The following is an 18,288-nucleotide window of genomic DNA, read 5'->3' as shown; positions in this document are numbered from 1 at the left end:
GTTAGAGAGGAGGCCCCTCGGGGCCGACGAACGGCGGTCACCGGCCCAGCATGAAGCACCGGTCGCTGAGCTTCCCAAAGGCGTAGTCGGCGTACGTGCCGAGGTACATGCCCCGGGTGCGCTCGGTCCACGCCAGGGCCTCGGGCGAGGAGATCCGGTGGTGCAGCTGCACGATGCCGCCCTCGTGCACCCGGTACTCGGCCCACGCCCCCGGGTAGTCCTTCACGCACGCGACCTCGACCCACGGCATGTCACCGGTCTGGGGGAACCGCCGGACCCGGTTCCGGTGGGTGTGCCCGGCGAAGTAGCCCACGATGCGCGGCCGACGGGCGGCGATGTCGACGAGGCGCTCGGACCAGTCCGGGTGGATGCCGAAGTAGGTGTCGTTCCGCTCCTTCGACCGCGGGTCCCACACGTGGTGGTGGCCGAGGACCACCACCGGGCGGTCGGCGTCGGCGGCGATGGCGTCGAGCTCGTCGAGCTGATCGTGGGTGAGGCCGCCGGACGACTTGAACGGGACGGTGGTGTCGAGCAGCACGACCGTGGCGCCGGGCAGGTCGACGCGCTGGAGGGGCCAGTCGGCGTAGGCCCGGCCCTCGTAGGCGTCGTGGTTGCCCCGCACGTGGGTGAGCCGATCGCCGAAGGCGCCGCCGTAGGTCTCGAGGAAGTCGGCGTACTCCTCGTCGGTCCCGTCCGTGGTGAGGTCGCCCTTGACGAACACGGCGTCCACCTCGGCGGCCTGGATCTCGGCGATGGCCGCCTCGTTCATGGTGACGGGGTAGGGGGGCTCGCCAGGCTCGGCCGTGAGGATGGGGCCGATCTCGTCCTCGTGGCCCTCCACGACCCCGCATCGGGTCTCGCCGAAGTGGACGTCGTTGACCGTCGCGAAGCGGGCGAGCAGCTCACCGCCGGGATCCGGCATCGTCTCGACCTCGAGGCCGTCGAGCTCGTGGACCCGTCCGGGCTCCAGCTCCTCGTAGCGGTGTGCGCGGGTGCCGTGGTGCACCACGACCAGGTCGGGCCCGACCGTGGTGATCTCTGCGCCCACCGGTTCGGCTACCAGGGGCGGTTGCGGCGCATGGGGACCGGCTGGCTCCACCAGCGTCCCGAGAACCGCCACCGGTTCGGGCGGTCGTCCGGCGCCTCGCCGCCGACCCGTGGCCAGGCGACCTCGATGGCCGCGGCGATGGCCACGGCCTCCTCGTCGGTTGGTGCGGGCTGGATCTGCACGGGCGCGAAGTTACTCGGGGTGGCCCACGGCGACACCAGTGTCGGCGTCGAAGAGGTGGACCCGGTCGGGGTCGACGACGAGGTCGAGCCGCTCGCCGACCCGGGTGCGCACCGGCGCGCCGTCCCAACGGAGGGTGCCGCCCTCGACGGCGACGGTGGCGACCGCCCGGCGGCCCAGGACCTCCACACCCACGACCGTGCCCTGGAAGCGGGTGCCCTCGGCACCGGGCGCGGCCGCGCGCAGCTCGTGTGGTCGGATGCCGACGTCGAGCTGCCGGCCGCCGAGGCGGGTCCGGACGACCCCGATCTCGGGCTCGCCGAAGAACCGGGCCACGGCCAGGGTCCGGGGGCGGTCGTACACCGCCATCGGCGCCCCCACCTGCTCCAGACGTCCGTCGAGCAGCACGGCCACGCGGTCGGCGACGGCGAGCGCGTCGCGCTGGTCGGCGGTGACCCAGATCGTGGTGACGCCGTACAGCTGCTGGAGGCGGACGAGATCGGCGCGCACCATGCCGCGGCGCGCCGGGTCGATCCGGGCGAGCGGTTCGTCGAGGAGCAGCACCCGCGGGCGGGCGATGACGGCGCGCGCGATCTGGGCCACCTGGATCTCACCCCCGCTGAGCGTGCTCGGCGGCCGGCCGAGCACGTCGCCGAGGTCGAGGGCGAGGGCCTGCTCGTCGATGCGCCACCGGCGCTCGTCGCGGTCGATGTCGTGGCGCAGGTCGAGCGGCAGGCCGACCGAGTCCTCCGTCGGGCGGGAGGGCAGCAGGGCCGACGTCTGGGTGACCATGCCGAGGCCGCGGTCGCGGGTCGGCACCGCGTTCACCCGTCGGCCATCGATCCGGATCTCGCCGCTCGTCGGCTCCTCCAGCCCGGCCAGCAGGCGCACTGCGGTCGACTTCCCGCACCCCGACGGCCCGACCAGGCAGCAGATGGTCCCGTCGTCGACGTCCAGCGTCAGCGATCGCAGGACGGCGCGGCCCTCGCGCTCCTTGGTCACGGCGGCGAACGCGACGGATGCCATCAGGCCGCGCCCCTGCGCTCGACCAGCACCAGGCCGGCGCCGGCCGCGCCCACGACCACGCCGCCGACCACCCCGAGGACCCCAGCGCTGGTGGCATCCAGCAGCACGCCGCCGGCGAGGGGGCCGACCACCCGCCCGGCGGCCATGACCGCCTGCGCGTCGCCGGCCCGTTCGCCCGGGGCGGCCGATCGTGCGGCGAGCAGCGAGAAGGCGCCGGGCGTCCCCATCCAGAAGGCGAATCCCCAGAAGGCGATGGCCACCACGAACAGCGGTCCGCTCGTCGCCGCCCCCATCACGATCGCGCACACGCCGCACCCGACGATCCACGCCCCGGCGGGACCGCGCCGTCCCGACCACCGTGCGCTCGGGATCGAGGCGAGGGCGTTGGCGCTGTACGCGAGCGAGATCGCCGACAGCGACAGGGTCGTGCGATCGGCGGCGATCACGGCCCCGAACGTGAAGACCGAGGAGCCACCCACCGTCATGAGCCCGAGCAGCGCCAGGATCGGGCGGACGCCGGCAGCCGGCCGGGATCGTCCACCGGCGACCCGCTCGGCGCGCGGGGTGACGATGCGCTCGTGGTCGCTCCCGCTGTGGCGGCTGAAGGCGAGTGGGACGAGCGCGGTGACGGCCAGGGCCACGAAGATGCCCCTCGGGCCGAACCGGTCCACCAGCTCGGCGGCGATCGGCGCGGTGGTGATCCCGATGACGGGGCCGACCACGGCGATCTCGCTCATCCGGACGTCGTCGCCGAAGACGAGGGTCCAGCTGAACCAGGTGATGAGGCCGAGGGCGACGCCGCTGACGACGCGGAGGCCGACGAGCAGGGCGAAGGGCGGCAGGAGGGCGCTGAGCCCGTGCGCCGCCACGGAGACGAGCAGCGCGATGCCGAGCACGCGGCCCCGTGGCCGCAGGAAGCGCCCCGCCCCCCACGATCCCGCCACGAAGCCGAGCAGCTGCGCGGCGGTGGCGAAGGACGCCAGCCCGAGACCGACGCCGTAGGCGTCGCTCAGCGCGGGGAGCAGGAACGGGGCCACCGACAGCACGGCGGTCCCGTACGCGGTGGTGAGCAGCAGGCCCGGGTGCTCCGACGGCCGGATCGCCCGCAGCAGCCGGATGGGGACCTGCACGGTGGCGGACCGTATCGGCCGCCTCCGAGGTGGGTCGCTACAGCGGCACGTTGCCGTGCTTGCGCGCCGGCAGCTCCTCGCGCTTGGACTCCAGCATGTCGAGGGCGGCGTTGACCTTGCGGCGGGTGTCGGCCGGGTCGATCACGTCGTCGATGTAGCCGCGGTCGGCGGCCGCGTAGGGGTTGAGGAACTTCTCCGAGTACTCCTCGACCAGCTCGGCCTTCTTGGCGTCGGCGTCGTCGGCCTCGGCGATCTCGCGCCGGTTCACGATCTCCACGGCGCCGGCCGCGCCCATCACGGCCAGCTCGGCCGAGGGCCAGGCGATGGCGTAGTCCGCACCGATCGAGCGCGAGTTCATGACCACGTACGCGCCGCCGTAGGCCTTGCGGGTGATGATCTGGATGCGGGGCACCGTGGACTCGCAGTAGGCGTAGAGCAGCTTGGCGCCGTGGCGGATGATGCCGCCGTGCTCCTGGTCGACGCCGGGCATGAAGCCGGGGACGTCGACGAAGGTCAGCAGCGGGATGTTGAACGAGTCGCAGGTCCGCACGAACCGGGCCGCCTTCTCGGACGACTCGATGTCGAGCACGCCGGCCATCGCCATGGGCTGGTTGCCGACGATGCCGACGGGGCGGCCCGCCATGCGGGCGAAGCCGCAGGTGATCTGGGGCGCCCACGACGGGGCGTACTCGAAGTAGTCGCCATCGTCGACGATCTCGGCGATGACCGCCTTCATGTCGTAGGGCTGGTTCGGGTTCGTCGGCACCATGTCGCGCAGGGCGTCGCACTGGCGCTCGGGGTCGTCGCCGGTGTCCAGCACCGGGGGCACCTCGAGGTTGTTCGACGGCAGGAACGACAGCAGGTACTTCACGTCGTCGAGCACGGCCCGGTCGTCGGGGCCGGTGAACTGGCAGACGCCGGACTTCTGCGAATGGGCGTCGGCACCGCCGAGCTCCTGCTGGGTGACGTCGGCGCCGGTCACCGTCTTCACCACGTCGGGGCCGGTGATGAACATGTAGCTGGTGTCCTCGACCATGAAGACGAAGTCGGTCATGGCGGGGGAGTAGACGGCGCCGCCGGCGCACGGGCCCATGATCACGCTGATCTGGGGCGTGACGCCCGACGCCTTGACGTTGCGGTAGAAGATCCCGCCGTAGGAGTCGAGGGAGACCACGCCCTCCTGGATGCGGGCGCCGGCGCCGTCGTTCAGGCCCACAAGCGGTGCACCCATCTTGAGCGCCATGTCCATGAGCTTGTGGATCTTGTTGGCGAAGACCTCGCCCAGGGCGCCGCCGTACACGGTGAAGTCCTGGCTGAAGACGAAGACCTTCTTGCCGTCCACGGTGCCCCAGCCGGTGATGACGCCGTCGGAGTAGGGGCGCTCGTCGAAGGAGGACTCCATGGGCCGGCGGGCCAGCAGGTCGAGCTCGTGGAAGCTGCCCTCGTCGAGCAGGTACTCGATGCGCTCGCGGGCGAGCATCTTGCCTCGCTCGTGCTGCCGGGCGATCGAGCGCTCGGACCCGGGCTGACGTGCCTCGGCCTTCTTCTCCTCGAGGTCGGCGATGCGCTCGGACATGGGGTGCTCGGCCATGGGCGAGGAAACTAGTGGCGCCCCTTCCGGGTGGCCCACTCACGCGCGACGTGTATCGATTCGTCCGGTTCCGTACTGTCTGCGCCGATCATCCCGATCGCCGCACCACCAGGGGGGACCATGAGACAGAGCCCGGACGTCAGCCGCCGTCGCTTCCTCGGCTACGTCGTCGCCGGACCGACGCTGATCACCGCGGCGCGGTGGATCGATCCGCTCGCCACCGCCGACGCGCAGGAGCTGCCCCGCATCGGGGCCCAGATCGCCGAGTCCTACGACCTCATCGACTTCCTGCGCGACGCGGCCCGTCCCACGGCGAACCTCATCACGGTCACGGTGGAGGACGACGGCACCGTGTCCTTCGAGCTGCACCGCACGGAGGTGGGCCAGGGGATCAACACGGCGATCGCCATGATCATCGCCGAGGAGATGGACGTCCCGCTCTCGCAGGTGCGCATCACCCAGGCCGACGCGCGGCCGGAGCTGCTCTTCAACCAGCTGACCGGCGGGTCCAACAGCATCTACACCATCTACGACCCGGTCCGGATCGCGGCCGCCGTCGCCCGGCAGCGGCTGCTCGACGCGGCTGCCATCGCCCTCGGGTCCGCCGGCGCCGAGCTCGGCATCCTCGACGGGGTCATCCGTGCCCCCGACGGCAGCTCGCTCGGCTTCGGTGAGCTCGCCCGCGACGCGTCGTCGCAGGTCACCGAGGCCGTCGACGTCCAGCCGAAGCGGGAGCGCCCCCGCATCGTCGGCACGCCGCAGAACCGGATCGACGCCCGGGCCATGGTCACCGGCGAGCTCCGGTACACGGGCGACCTCGTCGTCCCCGATGCCCTCCCGACGATGGTCGCCCGGCCACCGACGCACCTCGGGCGGCCGGTCCGGCTTCGCAACGAGGCGGCGGTGCTCGCCGTCCCGGGCGTGACCCACGTCGCGCTCGTCGAGAGCGGCGTCGCCGTCCGGGCCCGCACCTTCGGCCAGTGCATCGACGCCCTCCAGGTGATCGACGTCGAGTGGGCGCCGGGCCCGGCCGCGGGGATGTCGGACGAGTCGGTGCAGGCCGCGCTCGCCGACGCCGAGCTGCCCCAGGTCGTCCCGGACACCGGCGCGCTCACCCCGCTCGGCATCCCGTCGCCGGTGCAGACGAGGGACTTCAGCTTCACGTTCGCCTTCCAGCCCAACTGCCCGTTGGAGACCAACCCGTGCGTGGCGGACGTGCGCACCGACCGGGCCGAGATCTGGGGACCGATGAAGAACCCGGTCGTGGCCCAGCAGGACATCGCTTCCGCCCTGGGGCTGCCCCAGGACGCGGTCACCGTGCACGTCGTGCAGGGCGGTGGGTCCTTCGGGCGCGACCTGTTCTGGGACGCGGCCCGCGAGGCGGCGCTCGTCTCCCAGGCCATGGGGGTGCCGGTGAAGCTGAGCTGGACCCGCACCGACGACTTCCGCCAGGGCCGGGCGCACCCGGCGTGTCGCTCCTCGATCCGGATCACCCGCAGCGAGACCGACATCGTCTCCTACGCCCAGCACCACACCAGCGTGAACACCGACTTCGGCCACGGGCTCGGCGAGATCATCACGGCCCGTGCCGACGAGCTGCCGGGCGGCCTCGGCGGGATGGGCTTCTCCCAGACCGTGTTCATGCTCACCCAGTACGTCCCCTACGACTTCGGTGCCGTCGAGCAGCTCCTGGCCGAGACGCTCCCGGCCCCGGGCGAGATCGAGACCAACGTGTTCCGCACCGGCTCGATGCGCAACATCTACAGCCCGAACGTGGTCACGGCCCGGGAGCTGGCCATCGACCAGGTCGCGGCCGAGGTCGGGCGAGACCCCCTCGAGCTGCGCCTGTCGACCCTGCGAGATGCCCGGTCCGTCGCGGTGCTGGAGAAGGTGGCCGAGGCGGGGAGCTGGGGTCGGGAGATGCCGGCCGGCACCGCCCAGGGCCTCGGCTTCCACAGCGAGTACAAGGGCCGGGCCGCCTGCCTCATCGAGATCGACTGCCGGCCCGAGACCGTGTCCCGCACCGTCCCGACGGCGGCCTACGCCTACACCGGGCCCCGGGTCACCCGGGCCATCTACGCCGTGGACGTCGGGCTCACCATCAACCCGCGCGGGCTCGAAGCCCAGATGCTCGGCGGGATGATGGACGGGATCGCGAACTGCCTGTCGTTCTCGCTGCACCTGGTCGATGGAGGCTTCGCCGAGGACTCCTGGGAGCACGCGTACTACACCCGCCAGTGGAACGTGCCGTTCGAGACCCAGGTGTTCATCCTCGACTCGTCCAGCCAGCCGGGTGGTGCCGGCGAGTTCGGCGTCGCCGCCTCCATGGCCGCCACGGCCAACGCCTACGCCCGGGCCACCGGCTCGATGCCGACGTCGTTCCCGATCAACCACGGGATGCCCCTCGCCGAGTCCATCGTGCCCCAGGGCGCCATCCCGCAGTCCCCGACCGACGGCCTCGGCCGGCGCTGAGAGGAGCATCGATGCCTGTCCAGAAGTTCATGGTGAACGGCCAGCGGGTGGAGGTCGACGTCGAGGACGACGTGCGCTTGCTCTGGGTCCTGCGCGACCTGCTCGACATCACCGGCCCGAAGTACGGCTGCGGCCTCAGCATCTGCCAGTCCTGCACCAGCCTCGTCAACGGCAAGGCGTTCAACCCGTGCTCGGTCCCGGTCGGCCAGCTGCGGCCGAGCGACGAGGTCGTCACCATCGAGGGCCTGGCCGACGCGGTGGACGGCGACGGCCTGCACCCGGTGCAGGAGGTCTGGCTGGAGGAGGACGTCGCCCAGTGCGGCTTCTGCCAGCCCGGCCAGATCATGGCCGCCGTCGACCTGATCCAGACGCTGCTCGCCGACGGTCGCCGCGACGTCACCGAGGCCGAGCTCGACTCGCTGCGCAACGTGTGCCGGTGCGGCACCTATCCCCGGGTGCGCACGGCCATCCGCCGTGCCCTCGCCGTCATGGCGGAGACGCCGGTCTTCGTGCGCGGCGCTCAGCGGTAGCGAAGCGCCCCGTCGTCGAGGTCGGCGGCGGGGAACTCGTCCTTCTCGGCCCAGTAGTCCTGGGTGAAGCGCCAGGGCTCCTTCGTGCCCTGCTTGGGCATGAGGTGCAGCGCCCGCATCAGGTAGCCGGGGTTGAAGTCCTCCGGGTCCACCCAGGGGAGCAGGCCCATGTCGGCGTCCTGCGCGCGCAGCTGGGGCACCACGATGTCGGCGCCGAGCTCGTCCATGTGGTCGAGGAGGCGGCACACGAAGTCGGCGATGAGGTCGGCGCGCAGGGTCCAGCTGGCGCGGAAGTAGCCGAAGACCCACGCCATGTTGGGCACGCCGGTGAACATCGTGCCGCGGTACCCGACGGTCTGGGCGAAGTCGAGGGGCTCGTCGTCGATGGTGAAGGTGATGTCGCCGAGCACGCTCATCTCGAAGCCGGTGGCGGTGATGATGAGGTCGGCCTCGAGCACCTCGCCCGAGGCGAGTCGGATGCCCTCGGGCACGAACCGGTCGATGGTGTCGGTGACCACCGAGGCCTTGCCGCTCTTGATGCCCTCGAACAGGTCGCCGTCGGGGACGAAGGCGATGCGCTGCTGCCAGGGTCGGTAGGCGGGGGTGAAGTGCGGGCTGAGGTCGTAGTCGTCGCCGAGGATCGCCTTGATCCCCTTGAACAGCTCCTCCTTCACCAGCTCGGGGTGCTCGGCGGACATCGAGGTGACCAGCGCCTGGGTCTTGAGGACCTGGCGCCGGACGATCTCGTGGGTCCACTCGTCCGGGACCTCGAGATCGCGGAGCTGGTCGGCCAGCTCGTTCGCGTTGCGGCCGGTGGCGAAGTACGTGGGGGAGCGCTGCAGCATCGTGATGTGCTCGCAGTCGGGTGCCATGGCCGGGATGAGGGTGGCGGCGGTGGCGCCCGAACCGATGACGACGACCCGCTTGCCGGCGTAGTCGAGGTCGTCGGGCCAGGTCTGAGGGTGCACGACCTGGCCGGCGAAGTCGTCCATGCCGTCCCACTCGGGCGTGTAGCCCTCGGTGTGGCGGTAGTAGCCCTGGCACATCCAGAGGAAGCCGGCGGAGATCGTGAACGCCTCGCCGGTGTCGGTGCGGGTGCCGGTCAGGGTCCAGCGGCGGTCCTCGGTGGACCAGGTCGCGGTGTCGATCTGGTGCTGGTAGCGGATGTGCTCGTCGAGCCCGTCCTCCTCGATGACCTCGCCGAGGTAGGTGAGGATCTCCTCCGCGGTGGCGATCGGCGCGCCCGTCCACGGCTTGAACGAGTAGCCGAAGGTGTACAGGTCGCTGTCGGATCGCACGCCCGGATAGGTGTGCGTGCGCCAGGTGCCGCCGTAGCCCTCCTGGCACTCGAGGATCGTGAAGGTCGTGCCCGGCCGGTCGGCGAGCAGGTGGTGCGCGGCGCCGATCCCGGAGATCCCGGCTCCGACGATCAGGACGTCGACGTGGTCGTTGGCCAAGGCGGCTCCCCCTTCGGTCGTGCGCCATCGTGCCCCACCGACTGACCGCCGGGTCAATTGGCTCCGGCCCCGTACGATCGCGTCGATGGTCCTGCCCGTCCCGTTCCCGCTCAAGCCGATGCTGGCCAAGGCCAACGACGGCATCCCCACCGGCGACTGGATCTTCGAGCCGAAGTGGGACGGGTTCCGGTGCCTGGTGTTCCGCGACGGCGACGAGATCCAGCTGGGAAGCCGCAACGAGCGGCCCCTCACGCGGTACTTCCCGGAGCTGCTCGACCCGCTCCGGGCCGCGCTGCCCGAGCGCTGCGTCGTCGACGGCGAGATCGTCGTCGCCGTCGGCGACCGGTTGGACTTCGACGCGCTCGGCCAGCGGATCCACCCGGCCGAGTCCCGGGTCAACATGCTCGCCGAGCAGACCCCGGCAGCGTTCGTTGCCTTCGACGTCGTCGCCCTCGACGACCGGGCCCTGCTCGACGTCCCCTTCGCCGAGCGGCGGGCGCTGCTGGAGCAGGCCATCACCCCGGGCGCGCAGGTGCACCTGACGCCGACCACCACCGACCGCGACGTCGCCGCTGACTGGTTCCGCCGCGTGGAGGGCGCCGGCCTCGACGGCCTGATCGCCAAGGACCCTGTCAGCACCTACCAGCCGGACAAGCGGATCCTGCGCAAGGTGAAGCACCAGCGCACCGCGGACTGCGTGGCGGCCGGCTTCCGCTGGCACAAGGACGGCAAGGGCGTCGGCTCGATCCTGCTCGGCATCCACGCCGGAACCCCGGACGAACCCGGCGACCTGCGCCACGTCGGCGTGTCGGCATCGTTCACCGCCAAGCGACGCGCCGAGCTGGTGGACGAGCTCGAGCCCTACGTGATCGATCCGGCGTCGGGGGAGTTCGCGGATCACCCCTGGAGCAGCTGGTACGAGGCGGAGGCCCACGAGACCGGCCAGCTGCCCGGGGCGCCGAACCGATGGAACAGCCAGCGGGACCAGTCGTGGATCCCGCTGCGCACCGAGAGGGTCGTGGAGGTCGGCTACACGATCATGACGTCGGGTCGGTTCCGCGGCACGACCCGCTTCGTCCGCTGGCGGCCCGACAAGGAGCCGCACCAGTGCACCTACGACCAGCTCGACGTCGTCGAGCCGATGGCCTTCGCCGACGTCCTGACCCCTCCTGGCGGGTGAGCGCCGTCAGCGCCGGGCGAGGCGTGCTGCTCGGTCGGCGAGGCGGTCGCCGTCCAGCGCTGACGCGACCTCGGCGAAGCCGTCCTGGGGTCCCTGCCAGGCCATCTCGGCGATGGTGGCACTGACCGGGGCGTCGGGCTGCAGCGTCGCGATCGTGCGGAACAGCAGCGCAGCCTCCATCTCGTCCTGCAGCACCTTGGCCAGCTTCGCTCCGCTGCGGACCGTGATGTCCCACTGGCCGGCTGACGGCGGGATGTCCTCCAGGTGCACGTAGCGGGCGAGCACGGCGGCCGCCGACTTGGCCCCCCAGCCCGGCAGCCCGGGGAAGCCGTCGGCCGAGTCGCCGACCAGGGCCAGGTAGTCCGGGATGGACTCGGGGAGGACGCCGAACTTCTCCTGCACCCCGGCCGTGTCGAACCACTTGTCCTGGCGACGGTCCCACTGCACGACCTTGCCGCCGACGAGCTGGGCCATGTCCTTGTCCGGCGTGCAGACCACGACCCGGTCCACGTCGTCGTCGGCGGCGGCGAGGGCGGCGCCGGCGGCGAGCCCGTCATCGGCCTCGAAGGTGGACTGGGGCCACACGGCGAACCCCGCGGCCGTCAGCACCTCCTCGAGCACCGGGAACTGTGCCTTGAGCTGCGGGTCGATGCCCTCGCCCGTCTTGTAGTCGGCCCACAGGTCGTTGCGGAAGCTCTCGATGACGTGGTCGGTCGCGATGCCGATGTGGGTGGCGCCGTCCTCCACCAGCTGGAGCATGGAGTTCACGACCCCGCGCACGGCGCCCCGGTCGGGGTCGCGGTTGCTCGGTGAGTAGTGGTAGCGGAACAGCTCGTAGGTCCCGTCGACCAGGTGCACGGTCAGTCCCATCGGATGCATCCTCCCAGGCGAGCGGTGGTCGCGCGGCCACGAGGCGGGTAGGGGCAGGTCGAAAGACCGCACACCAGGAGGCTCCGCCATGAGCGCCACCGACCAGCAGCACGACGCCGACCAGCACGACGACGGGGGCGGCGGCATGGATGAGGGCTCGATGTACCTCCGCTTCGGGGCGATGATCGCCACGTCGACCGTGGTGATGTTCCTGCTCACCTACACGAACACCTATGCGTGGGATCACGTCCGCTTCAGCGAGGAGCGGCTCTACATGGCGCTCGTGATGGGGGCGGCCATGGCCGTGATCATGCTCGGCTTCATGATGTCGATGATGTACAAGAACACGAGGATCAACCTGGCGATCGTGGCCGCCGCGGTCGTCGTGTTCGCCGGAGCGCAGTTCCTGTCCCGGTCCCAGGTCCTCGTCGAGGACGAGGCGTACATGAAGGGCATGATCCCGCACCACTCGATCGCCATCCTCACCAGCGAGCGGGCCGACATCGACGACGTCCGGGTCCGCGAGCTCGCCGACGAGATCATCGAAGCGCAGCGCAAGGAGATCGCCGAGATGGACTGGCTGATCGACGACATCGACGAGAACGGCGCGGCGACGACGCAGGACGAGGCCGAGCAGCGGCCCGTGCCCGAGTTCGAAGCGGCGTCGTAGCTCAGCGCGAGGGCACGCCCGCGGCGCCCACGAGGCTGCGCACCCGCTTGCGGTGCGTGGACAGGTCGTCGAGGGTCCGCTCGTAGGTCATCCGATCCACCAGCGCGATGCCGGCCTCGTCCAGCCGGTGGGTGCGGGGCACGGTCGGGGTCCCGTCCTCGTCGACCTGGCTCCCGTAGGTCTCGAGGTAGGTCGCGATGGCCGAGCGGAGCTGGCGTCGCGGGGTCGCCAGCGGCGCGACGGGCGGGTCGACGCCGTCGAGGAGGGTGAGGAGGTCGTCCAGATCGGCGACGGCGAGCGGGGCGGAGGTGGTGGTGTCCGAGCTCTGGAACAGGTGCAGCACCGGGTAGGCGAGGTGCTGCTCGGCGAGCGTGCCGAGCGCCGCGGCCAGGTCCCGGAGCTGGTGGTCGAGCTGGATGCGGGTGCCGTCCCACGCACCCAGGACGACATCTTCAGGGGAGTCGCCGAGTGCGCGCGCCGAGGAGGCGAAGGACCGGGACGCCACCGATGCCGAGATGACCGGGAGCAGGTAGGTCACCGACAGGGTGAGCAGGAACAGGCCGGTGGCGCTGACCGCCACGGCCAGCACGCGGCCGAAGTCGGTGGCCGGGGCGAGGTCACCGTTGCCCAGCGTGAAGAGGCTGTACCCGACGAAGTAGGCGCGCTCGAACCAGTCCACGGGCTGCTTCGTGCCCGACGTGCGGATGGCATCGGGCTGTCCCTCGAGCATGAGGGTGAACCCGGTGAGGAGCAGGGCCGTCCACGTGGCCACGATGGCGAGGAGGGCGACCGGACCGACGGCGGATCGGAGCCGCCGGTCACCCGACAGGAGGGGGAGGGCCCTGCGGCCGAGTGCGGTGATGGCACCGGTCAGCGGGCCTGCTCCCTGGCCCGACCACAGCACGGTCCGGAAGACGTCGGCCACGACGAGGGCGACCATGAGGCACCCGAGGCCGACGAGGAGGAAGTCGCGCACGACGTGCCACTACCCGGGCGCGGCGCCCGTGATGCTCAGGGCGTCGCCGCATCGGCTCCTACACTGACGCCCGGGGGACCCGCAGCGCGCTTGACGGAGGGCGATGATCGACGACGAGCGGGCCGAGGGCGGCGCAGGCGTGGCGGGAGGCCCTCCCGCGTCCGCGCCGAGCGGCGAGCTGGCAGGCATCTGCCGGCGCGTCGTGCTCTGGTACGCCGCCGTCGCTGCGACCTGGATCGTGGCCAGCGACCTCGCCGTCAGCATGGTGCGCAACGAAGATGTCGAGCAGCAGGCCCTGGACGTCGTGAAGGGGCTGGTGTTCGTGCTCGTGACGGCCGCCGTGCTCTGGGTCGTGCTCCGGCGGCTGACGCGGTCCTACGACAAGCACTTCGCTCGGGAGGTCACCGCCCAGCGCGACTTCTACCAGTCGATCCTGAGCACGTCGACGGACCTGGTCCTGATCTTCGGGGCGGACGGCCTCATCCGCTACGCCAACCGGGCGCTCGTGGAGATCCTGGGCTGGGACCACGATGCCGTGATCGGGCGTCGAGGCCGGGACTTCCTGCACCCCGACGACGTGAACCCGGCCAGCTCGTTCCGTGCCAACCTCGAGCTCGGCGGCAGCAACCGGCGGACGTTCCGCATGGCGCACCGGGACGGCACCTACCGGACCCTCGAGATGGCGATGTCGTCGATCCCGCTCGGGGATGGCACCGAGGGTGCCGTCATCGTGGCCCGCGACGTCACCGAGCGAGCCCGTGGCGAGCAGCAGCTGCGCGCCGCGCTGGCCGAAGACGTCACCGGCCTGCCGAACCTGCGCATGTTCGTGGCGGAGATGGAGCGCCTCGCCGAGGTCACCGCCGTGGGCCTCGACGCCGTCGTGCTCCTCGTCGACATCGACCGCTTCGGGGACATCAACGCGCTGCACGGACGGGTCGGTGGCGACGCGGTCCTCCTCGAGCTCTCCCGCCGGATGGAGGCAGCCCTGCCCGAGGCGATCGGGCTCTGGCGCCACGGGGCCGATGAGATCCTCGCCGTCCTTCTGGAGGACCCGGCGCAGACCGCGGCCGAGAGCGGGGTGGGCCTGGCCCGGCTGATCGAGCGCGTCCAGCACGAGGCGGCCGCGCCGATCGCCATCGACGACTCCGATCGGCGGCTGTCGGTGAGCGTGTCGGTGGGCCTCGCCCGGCTGCCGGTCGACTGCGGGGTGCCGGAGGATTCGCTGAGCTCCCAGATGCTGCGCACCGCGGAGGAGGCGCTCGTCGAAGCCAAGCAGCACCCCGACCGCAGCGCGGTGCGCGTCCAGGGCGACGCGGGGGCGGGCAGCGAGCGCGCCCTGGTGATCGAGCAGCTGCACCGGGCGGTCGAGCGCGGCGAGCTGGTCGTCCACTTCCAACCCAAGGTCCGCCTCGCCGACCTGTGCGTGGTCGGCGCAGAAGCCCTCGTGCGCTGGCAGCACCCGGATCGGGGGCTCCTGCTGCCCGACGAGTTCCTCCGGGCGGTCGACGAGGCCAACCTCACCGCGGCGATGACGCGCAGCGTGCTGCAGAACGCGCTCGCGCAGGTCCCCGGGTGGCTCGGCGCCGCGGGATGCGCCGCGGACTTCGAGGTCAGCGTGAACATCTCCCTCGACGACCTGCGGCGGCGCCGCTTCGTGGACGACGTCTTCGACGCCCTGCACGAGAGCGGGGTCGAGGCGCGGCACCTGTGCCTGGAGCTGACCGAGCAGACGATGCTCGCCGATGCGCTCGGCGCCAGCACCGTGGTGGCCGAGCTCCGCCGGGCCGGCATCCGCGTCGCCATCGACGACTTCGGCACGGGCTACTCGAGCCTCGAGCACATCCGGATCTTCGAAGTGGACGAGCTGAAGATCGACAAGGGCTTCGTGCAGCAGATCGGTCGCAGCCGCACCGACGAGGCCATCGTCGACTCGATCCTGGCCATCGCCGGCCGCCTCGGCGTGAAGGTCACCGCCGAGGGCATCGAGACGTCCGAAGCCCTCGAGTACCTCCGCCAGCGCGGGTGCCACGACGGGCAGGGCTTCTTGTTCAGCGCAGCCGTCCCGGTCGAGGAGTTCGCCCCCGGCCGGTCGTGGGCGACGCTGCCCTAGAGGTTCTCCTGCACCAGCTCGATCAGGGTGCCGAAGCTGCCCTTCGGGTGGATGAAGGCGACCGTGGTGCCCCGCGACCCGGGGCGGGGCTCCTTGTCGATGGGGGTGGCGCCGGCGGCGACCATCGACTCGAGGGCCTGGGCGCAGTCGTCGACCCGGTAGCCGATGTGGTGCAGGCCCTCGCCCTTCTTCTCCAGGTACTTGGCGATGGGGGAGTCGTCGCGGGTGGCGGCGGTGAGCTGGATGTAGGAATCGGCCACCTTGACCAGGGCTTCCTCGACGCCGTCGGAGTCCACGACCTCGCGGTGGTGGACCTCGGCGCCGAAGGCCTCGGCGTAGTAGGCGATGGCGGCGTCGAGGTCCTTGACGGCGATGGCGACGTGGTCGATCTCGGTCAGCAGCATGACCCGAAATGTAGTGCGATCGGACCAGCCGGAATCCCATCAGGACGCGCCGATCCGACATGATGACCGCTCGGTAACCCGCCCCGACCGGAGGAATGCAGCCCATGACCACGATGACCCGTGCCTACGCGATCACCGCCGAGGCCGTCGCCGCCGAGGCGCAGCGGACCGGGGAGAGCGCCGAGGAGATCGACGTCTCCAACGTCGTCCACCTCGACGACCTGGAGCTGCGCGACCTCGGTCCCCGCGACGTCAAGCTGAAGATCCTCGCGGTGTCGGCGGAGCACAACATCACCCATGCCGCCACCGCCGACACCATCAACATCGCCGAGGCCCGCGGCGGCAAGATCTACCCCGGCAACTCCGCGGTCGGCGAGGTGCTCGAGATCGGCGACGAGGTCACCCGCCTGGACGTCGGCGACGTGGTCATCACCCACTGCAACGGCGAGCCCGACGAGAACGGCTTCCCGCTGCGCATCTGGGCCTACGACCAGCCCGAGTCGATCGGCTGGTACTCGAAGGAGGCCGTGGTCGAGGACTGGCAGCTCATCAAGGCGCCGCTCGACTCCGGGCTGAGCCTCTGGGAGATCGCTGCGCTGCCGCTGCGGGCCCCCACCGCCTACCACCTGTGGCGCCGCGCCCTCGGCATCTACCGGGTCAAGGTCCCCTACGAGCGCCAGGCCCGGCTGAACGTCCTCAGCTTCGGTGGCGGCGTCGGCGAGCTGTTCTTGATGCTGGCCAAGGCCGAGGGCCACAACGCCTTCTTCTGTGCCGGGTCCAAGGAGCGTCGCGACTCCCTCGAGAAGCTCGGCATCGTCGGGATCGACCAGAAGCAGTTCAACCGCTTCGCCTCCTCCGACGACGTCAAGGCGTTCAACAAGCACGTCAAGGGGCTCACCGACGGCGTCGGCATGCACCTGGTCTGCGACATGCTCCGTGGCCCCGTCTTCGAGGCCGGCATGGCCGTGGCCGCCCGCTGTGGCGTCAACGTGAGCGCCGGCTGGCAGCTGTCCCAGGTGGTCTCCTACAACTCCACCGTGCAGTCGGTGAAGCAGGTCACCATCGACCACACCCACTACGAGACCCCGGTGGGCTGCGAGGCCGCCACCGAGCTGTACGGCTCGGTGTTCAAGCCGACGATCCACAACGAGATCTACTCCTTCGAGGACCTGCCCCGGTGCTTCCAGGAGATGCACGAGAACACCCAGACCGGCATCCCGATCATCCGCGTCGCCGACGAGATGCCCGAGTCCGTCAAGGACCTCGTCTGACCCGTCCCTGATCGTTCTGGCAGCGGCTGCGGAACACGTTCCGCAGCCGCCGCCAGGACGCGGCGGTCCGGGCCGACGTCGACCGCATTACCGCGCGGTAGTGGTGCCTGGTTACCTTCGGAGCAGCACAACCATCGACGGGGGAGTTGCCCTATGTCCGGATCCGTGATCCTCACCGGTGCCCGCACGCCCATCGGCAAGCTGTCGGGGGCCTTCGCCTCGATGGCTGCCACCGACCTGGGTGGCATCGCCATCAAGGGCGCGCTCGAGAAGGCCGGGATCGCTCCCGACCAGGTCGACTACGTGGTCATGGGCCAGGTGATCCAGGCCGGGGCCGGCCAGATCACCGCCCGCCAGGCCGCGGTCAACGCCGGCATCCCCATGGACGTCCCGGGCACCACCATCAACAAGGTGTGCCTGTCGGGCCTGAACGCCATCTACCTGGCCGACCTCATGATCCAGGCCGGCCAGGCCGACATCGTGGTCGCCGGCGGCATGGAGTCCATGACCAACGCCCCGTACCTGCTGCCGGGCGCGCGCAGCGGCTACCGCATCGGTGACCAGAAGGTCGTCGACTCGATGATGCACGACGGTCTGTTCTGCGCCTTCGACATGTGCGCCATGGGCGCCGGCACCGAGAAGTACGCCGCCTCCGCCGGCCTCGAGCGCCAGCCCCAGGACGAGTTCTCGGCCCAGAGCCACCAGCGGGCCGCGGCTGCGGCCAAGAACGGCCTCTTCGACGACGAGATCGTCCCGGTCCCCGTGCCCCAGCGCAAGGGCGACCCGGTCATGGTCAGCGAGGACGAGGGCGTCCGTGGCGACACCACCGGCGAGTCCCTCGCCCAGCTGCGCCCCGCCTTCGACAAGGCCGGCAACATCACCGCCGGCAACGCCAGCCAGATCTCCGACGGCGCCTCCGCCACCATCGTGGTCTCCAAGGCCAAGGCCGAGGAGCTCGGCATCACGCCGCTCGGCGAGGTCGTCGGCTACGGCCAGGTCGCCGGTCCCGACCCGTCGCTGCTCACCCAGCCGAGCCGGGCCATCAAGGACGCCCTCCAGCGCTCGGGCATGTCGCAGGACCAGCTCGGCCTGTACGAGCTGAACGAGGCCTTCGCCGCGGTCGGCCTGGCCTCCATGACCGACCTCGGCATCTCGGACGACATCGTCAACGTCAACGGCGGCGCCATCGCCCTCGGCCACCCCGTGGGCATGTCCGGCAACCGCCTCGCGCTGCAGCTGCTGCTCGAGATGAAGCGCCGCGACGTGGAGTACGGCGCCGCGGCCCTGTGCGGCGGTGGCGGTCAGGGCGACGCCATCATCGTCAAGACCCTCAAGTAGCACCCCCCGAAACCGTTCTGGCCTACCGATCCCCT

At 71.1% G+C, this 18,288-nt stretch carries 16 protein-coding genes; 7 read left to right on the top strand and 9 right to left on the bottom strand.

Translation table 11 applies throughout. The features are described 5' to 3' along the window. Positions 1-37 precede the first annotated feature (37 nt). Genes RGQ06_RS03480 through RGQ06_RS03460 form a run of 5 tightly spaced genes read right to left on the bottom strand, consistent with a single transcriptional unit; the run spans position 38 to position 4,975 of the window. On the bottom strand, positions 38-1,048 hold the full coding sequence (locus RGQ06_RS03480) for a metallophosphoesterase family protein (protein WP_432429277.1): 1,011 nt from the start codon (positions 1,046-1,048) through the stop codon (positions 38-40). Positions 1,049-1,056: 8 nt separating this feature from the next. Then, complete coding sequence (locus RGQ06_RS03475; protein WP_432429278.1) at positions 1,057-1,230, bottom strand: hypothetical protein; 174 nt, start codon at positions 1,228-1,230, stop codon at positions 1,057-1,059. A gap of 10 nt (positions 1,231-1,240) precedes the next feature. Next, positions 1,241-2,254, bottom strand: coding sequence for an ABC transporter ATP-binding protein (locus RGQ06_RS03470; RefSeq protein WP_432429279.1), 1,014 nt, complete (start codon positions 2,252-2,254; stop codon positions 1,241-1,243). Further along, positions 2,254-3,384 carry an MFS transporter gene (locus tag RGQ06_RS03465; protein ID WP_432429280.1) on the bottom strand — a complete coding sequence of 377 codons (1,131 nt, stop codon included), beginning with the start codon at positions 3,382-3,384 and terminating at the stop codon, positions 2,254-2,256. The genes RGQ06_RS03470 and RGQ06_RS03465 overlap by 1 nt, the downstream gene beginning before the upstream one ends. Before the next feature lie 37 nt (positions 3,385-3,421). Further along, positions 3,422-4,975, bottom strand: a complete 1,554-nt coding sequence (locus RGQ06_RS03460) for an acyl-CoA carboxylase subunit beta (RefSeq protein WP_432429281.1) — start codon at positions 4,973-4,975, stop codon at positions 3,422-3,424. Between the two features lie 120 nt (positions 4,976-5,095). Here RGQ06_RS03460 and RGQ06_RS03455 point away from each other — a divergent pair, with 120 nt between their 5' ends. Together RGQ06_RS03455 and RGQ06_RS03450 are read left to right on the top strand one after the other, a co-directional pair. After that, complete coding sequence (locus tag RGQ06_RS03455; RefSeq protein WP_432429282.1) at positions 5,096-7,447, top strand: molybdopterin cofactor-binding domain-containing protein; 2,352 nt, start codon at positions 5,096-5,098, stop codon at positions 7,445-7,447. An 11-nt stretch (positions 7,448-7,458) separates the two neighbouring features. Then, positions 7,459-7,977: a (2Fe-2S)-binding protein gene (locus RGQ06_RS03450; protein ID WP_432429283.1), complete on the top strand. Its 519-nt coding sequence runs from the start codon at positions 7,459-7,461 to the stop codon at positions 7,975-7,977. Here RGQ06_RS03450 and RGQ06_RS03445 read toward each other — a convergent pair. After that, positions 7,968-9,434 (bottom strand): flavin-containing monooxygenase, encoded by a 1,467-nt coding sequence (locus RGQ06_RS03445; RefSeq protein ID WP_432429284.1) that lies wholly within the window; start codon positions 9,432-9,434, stop codon positions 7,968-7,970. The genes RGQ06_RS03450 and RGQ06_RS03445 overlap by 10 nt on opposite strands. 85 nt (positions 9,435-9,519) lie before the next feature. On the opposite strand from RGQ06_RS03445, the gene RGQ06_RS03440 reads away from it, so the two are divergent. Beyond that, the gene (locus RGQ06_RS03440; protein WP_432429285.1) at positions 9,520-10,614 is read left to right on the top strand and encodes an ATP-dependent DNA ligase; all 1,095 of its coding nucleotides are present in this window, start codon (positions 9,520-9,522) and stop codon (positions 10,612-10,614) included. Positions 10,615-10,620: 6 nt separating this feature from the next. Here RGQ06_RS03440 and RGQ06_RS03435 read toward each other — a convergent pair whose 3' ends face one another. Further along, entirely contained in the window at positions 10,621-11,484 is an 864-nt protein-coding gene (locus RGQ06_RS03435; protein WP_432429286.1) for a 5'-3' exonuclease, read from the bottom strand. A gap of 145 nt (positions 11,485-11,629) precedes the next feature. Here RGQ06_RS03435 and RGQ06_RS03430 point away from each other — a divergent pair, with 145 nt between their 5' ends. Further along, complete coding sequence (locus RGQ06_RS03430) at positions 11,630-12,154, top strand: DUF305 domain-containing protein (RefSeq protein ID WP_432429359.1); 525 nt, start codon at positions 11,630-11,632, stop codon at positions 12,152-12,154. 1 nt (position 12,155) lies between these two features. Here RGQ06_RS03430 and RGQ06_RS03425 read toward each other — a convergent pair whose 3' ends face one another. Next, entirely contained in the window at positions 12,156-13,130 is a 975-nt protein-coding gene (locus tag RGQ06_RS03425; protein ID WP_432429287.1) for a potassium channel family protein, read from the bottom strand. A gap of 103 nt (positions 13,131-13,233) precedes the next feature. Here RGQ06_RS03425 and RGQ06_RS03420 point away from each other — a divergent pair, with 103 nt between their 5' ends. Further along, positions 13,234-15,240 (top strand): putative bifunctional diguanylate cyclase/phosphodiesterase, encoded by a 2,007-nt coding sequence (locus RGQ06_RS03420; RefSeq protein WP_432429288.1) that lies wholly within the window; start codon positions 13,234-13,236, stop codon positions 15,238-15,240. On the opposite strand, the gene mce is transcribed toward RGQ06_RS03420, so the two are convergent. Beyond that, complete coding sequence (gene mce, locus RGQ06_RS03415) at positions 15,237-15,644, bottom strand: methylmalonyl-CoA epimerase (RefSeq protein ID WP_432429289.1); 408 nt, start codon at positions 15,642-15,644, stop codon at positions 15,237-15,239. The genes RGQ06_RS03420 and mce overlap by 4 nt on opposite strands. Positions 15,645-15,748: 104 nt before the next feature. On the opposite strand from mce, the gene RGQ06_RS03410 reads away from it, so the two are divergent. Together RGQ06_RS03410 and RGQ06_RS03405 are read left to right on the top strand one after the other, a co-directional pair. Continuing rightward, the gene (locus tag RGQ06_RS03410) at positions 15,749-16,915 is read left to right on the top strand and encodes an alcohol dehydrogenase catalytic domain-containing protein (RefSeq protein ID WP_432429290.1); all 1,167 of its coding nucleotides are present in this window, start codon (positions 15,749-15,751) and stop codon (positions 16,913-16,915) included. Between the two features lie 153 nt (positions 16,916-17,068). Further along, entirely contained in the window at positions 17,069-18,253 is a 1,185-nt protein-coding gene (locus RGQ06_RS03405) for an acetyl-CoA C-acetyltransferase (protein ID WP_432429291.1), read from the top strand. Positions 18,254-18,288 lie beyond the last annotated feature (35 nt).

It is taken from the genome of Salinilacustrithrix flava (assembly GCF_041228405.1).
Lineage (GTDB): Bacteria > Actinomycetota > Acidimicrobiia > Acidimicrobiales > Salinilacustritrichaceae > Salinilacustrithrix > Salinilacustrithrix flava.
Note: the sequence above shows the minus strand (reverse complement) of the source record. Positions and strands in the feature narration are given on the sequence as shown.

Excerpts from the sequence above, each read along its gene's own strand:
- RGQ06_RS03440 (WP_432429285.1), top strand. The coding sequence starts at position 9,520 with ATGGTCCTGCCCGTCCCGTTCCCGCTCAAGCCGATGCTGGCCAAGGCC.
- RGQ06_RS03420 (WP_432429288.1), top strand. The coding sequence starts at position 13,234 with ATGATCGACGACGAGCGGGCCGAGGGCGGCGCAGGCGTGGCGGGAGGC.
- RGQ06_RS03470 (WP_432429279.1), bottom strand. The coding sequence starts at position 2,254 with ATGGCATCCGTCGCGTTCGCCGCCGTGACCAAGGAGCGCGAGGGCCGC.
- RGQ06_RS03450 (WP_432429283.1), top strand. The coding sequence starts at position 7,459 with ATGCCTGTCCAGAAGTTCATGGTGAACGGCCAGCGGGTGGAGGTCGAC.
- RGQ06_RS03455 (WP_432429282.1), top strand. The coding sequence starts at position 5,096 with ATGAGACAGAGCCCGGACGTCAGCCGCCGTCGCTTCCTCGGCTACGTC.
- RGQ06_RS03435 (WP_432429286.1), bottom strand. The coding sequence starts at position 11,484 with ATGGGACTGACCGTGCACCTGGTCGACGGGACCTACGAGCTGTTCCGC.
- RGQ06_RS03410 (WP_432429290.1), top strand. The coding sequence starts at position 15,749 with ATGACCACGATGACCCGTGCCTACGCGATCACCGCCGAGGCCGTCGCC.
- mce (WP_432429289.1), bottom strand. The coding sequence starts at position 15,644 with ATGCTGCTGACCGAGATCGACCACGTCGCCATCGCCGTCAAGGACCTC.
- RGQ06_RS03460 (WP_432429281.1), bottom strand. The coding sequence starts at position 4,975 with ATGGCCGAGCACCCCATGTCCGAGCGCATCGCCGACCTCGAGGAGAAG.
- RGQ06_RS03430 (WP_432429359.1), top strand. The coding sequence starts at position 11,630 with ATGGATGAGGGCTCGATGTACCTCCGCTTCGGGGCGATGATCGCCACG.
- RGQ06_RS03405 (WP_432429291.1), top strand. The coding sequence starts at position 17,069 with ATGTCCGGATCCGTGATCCTCACCGGTGCCCGCACGCCCATCGGCAAG.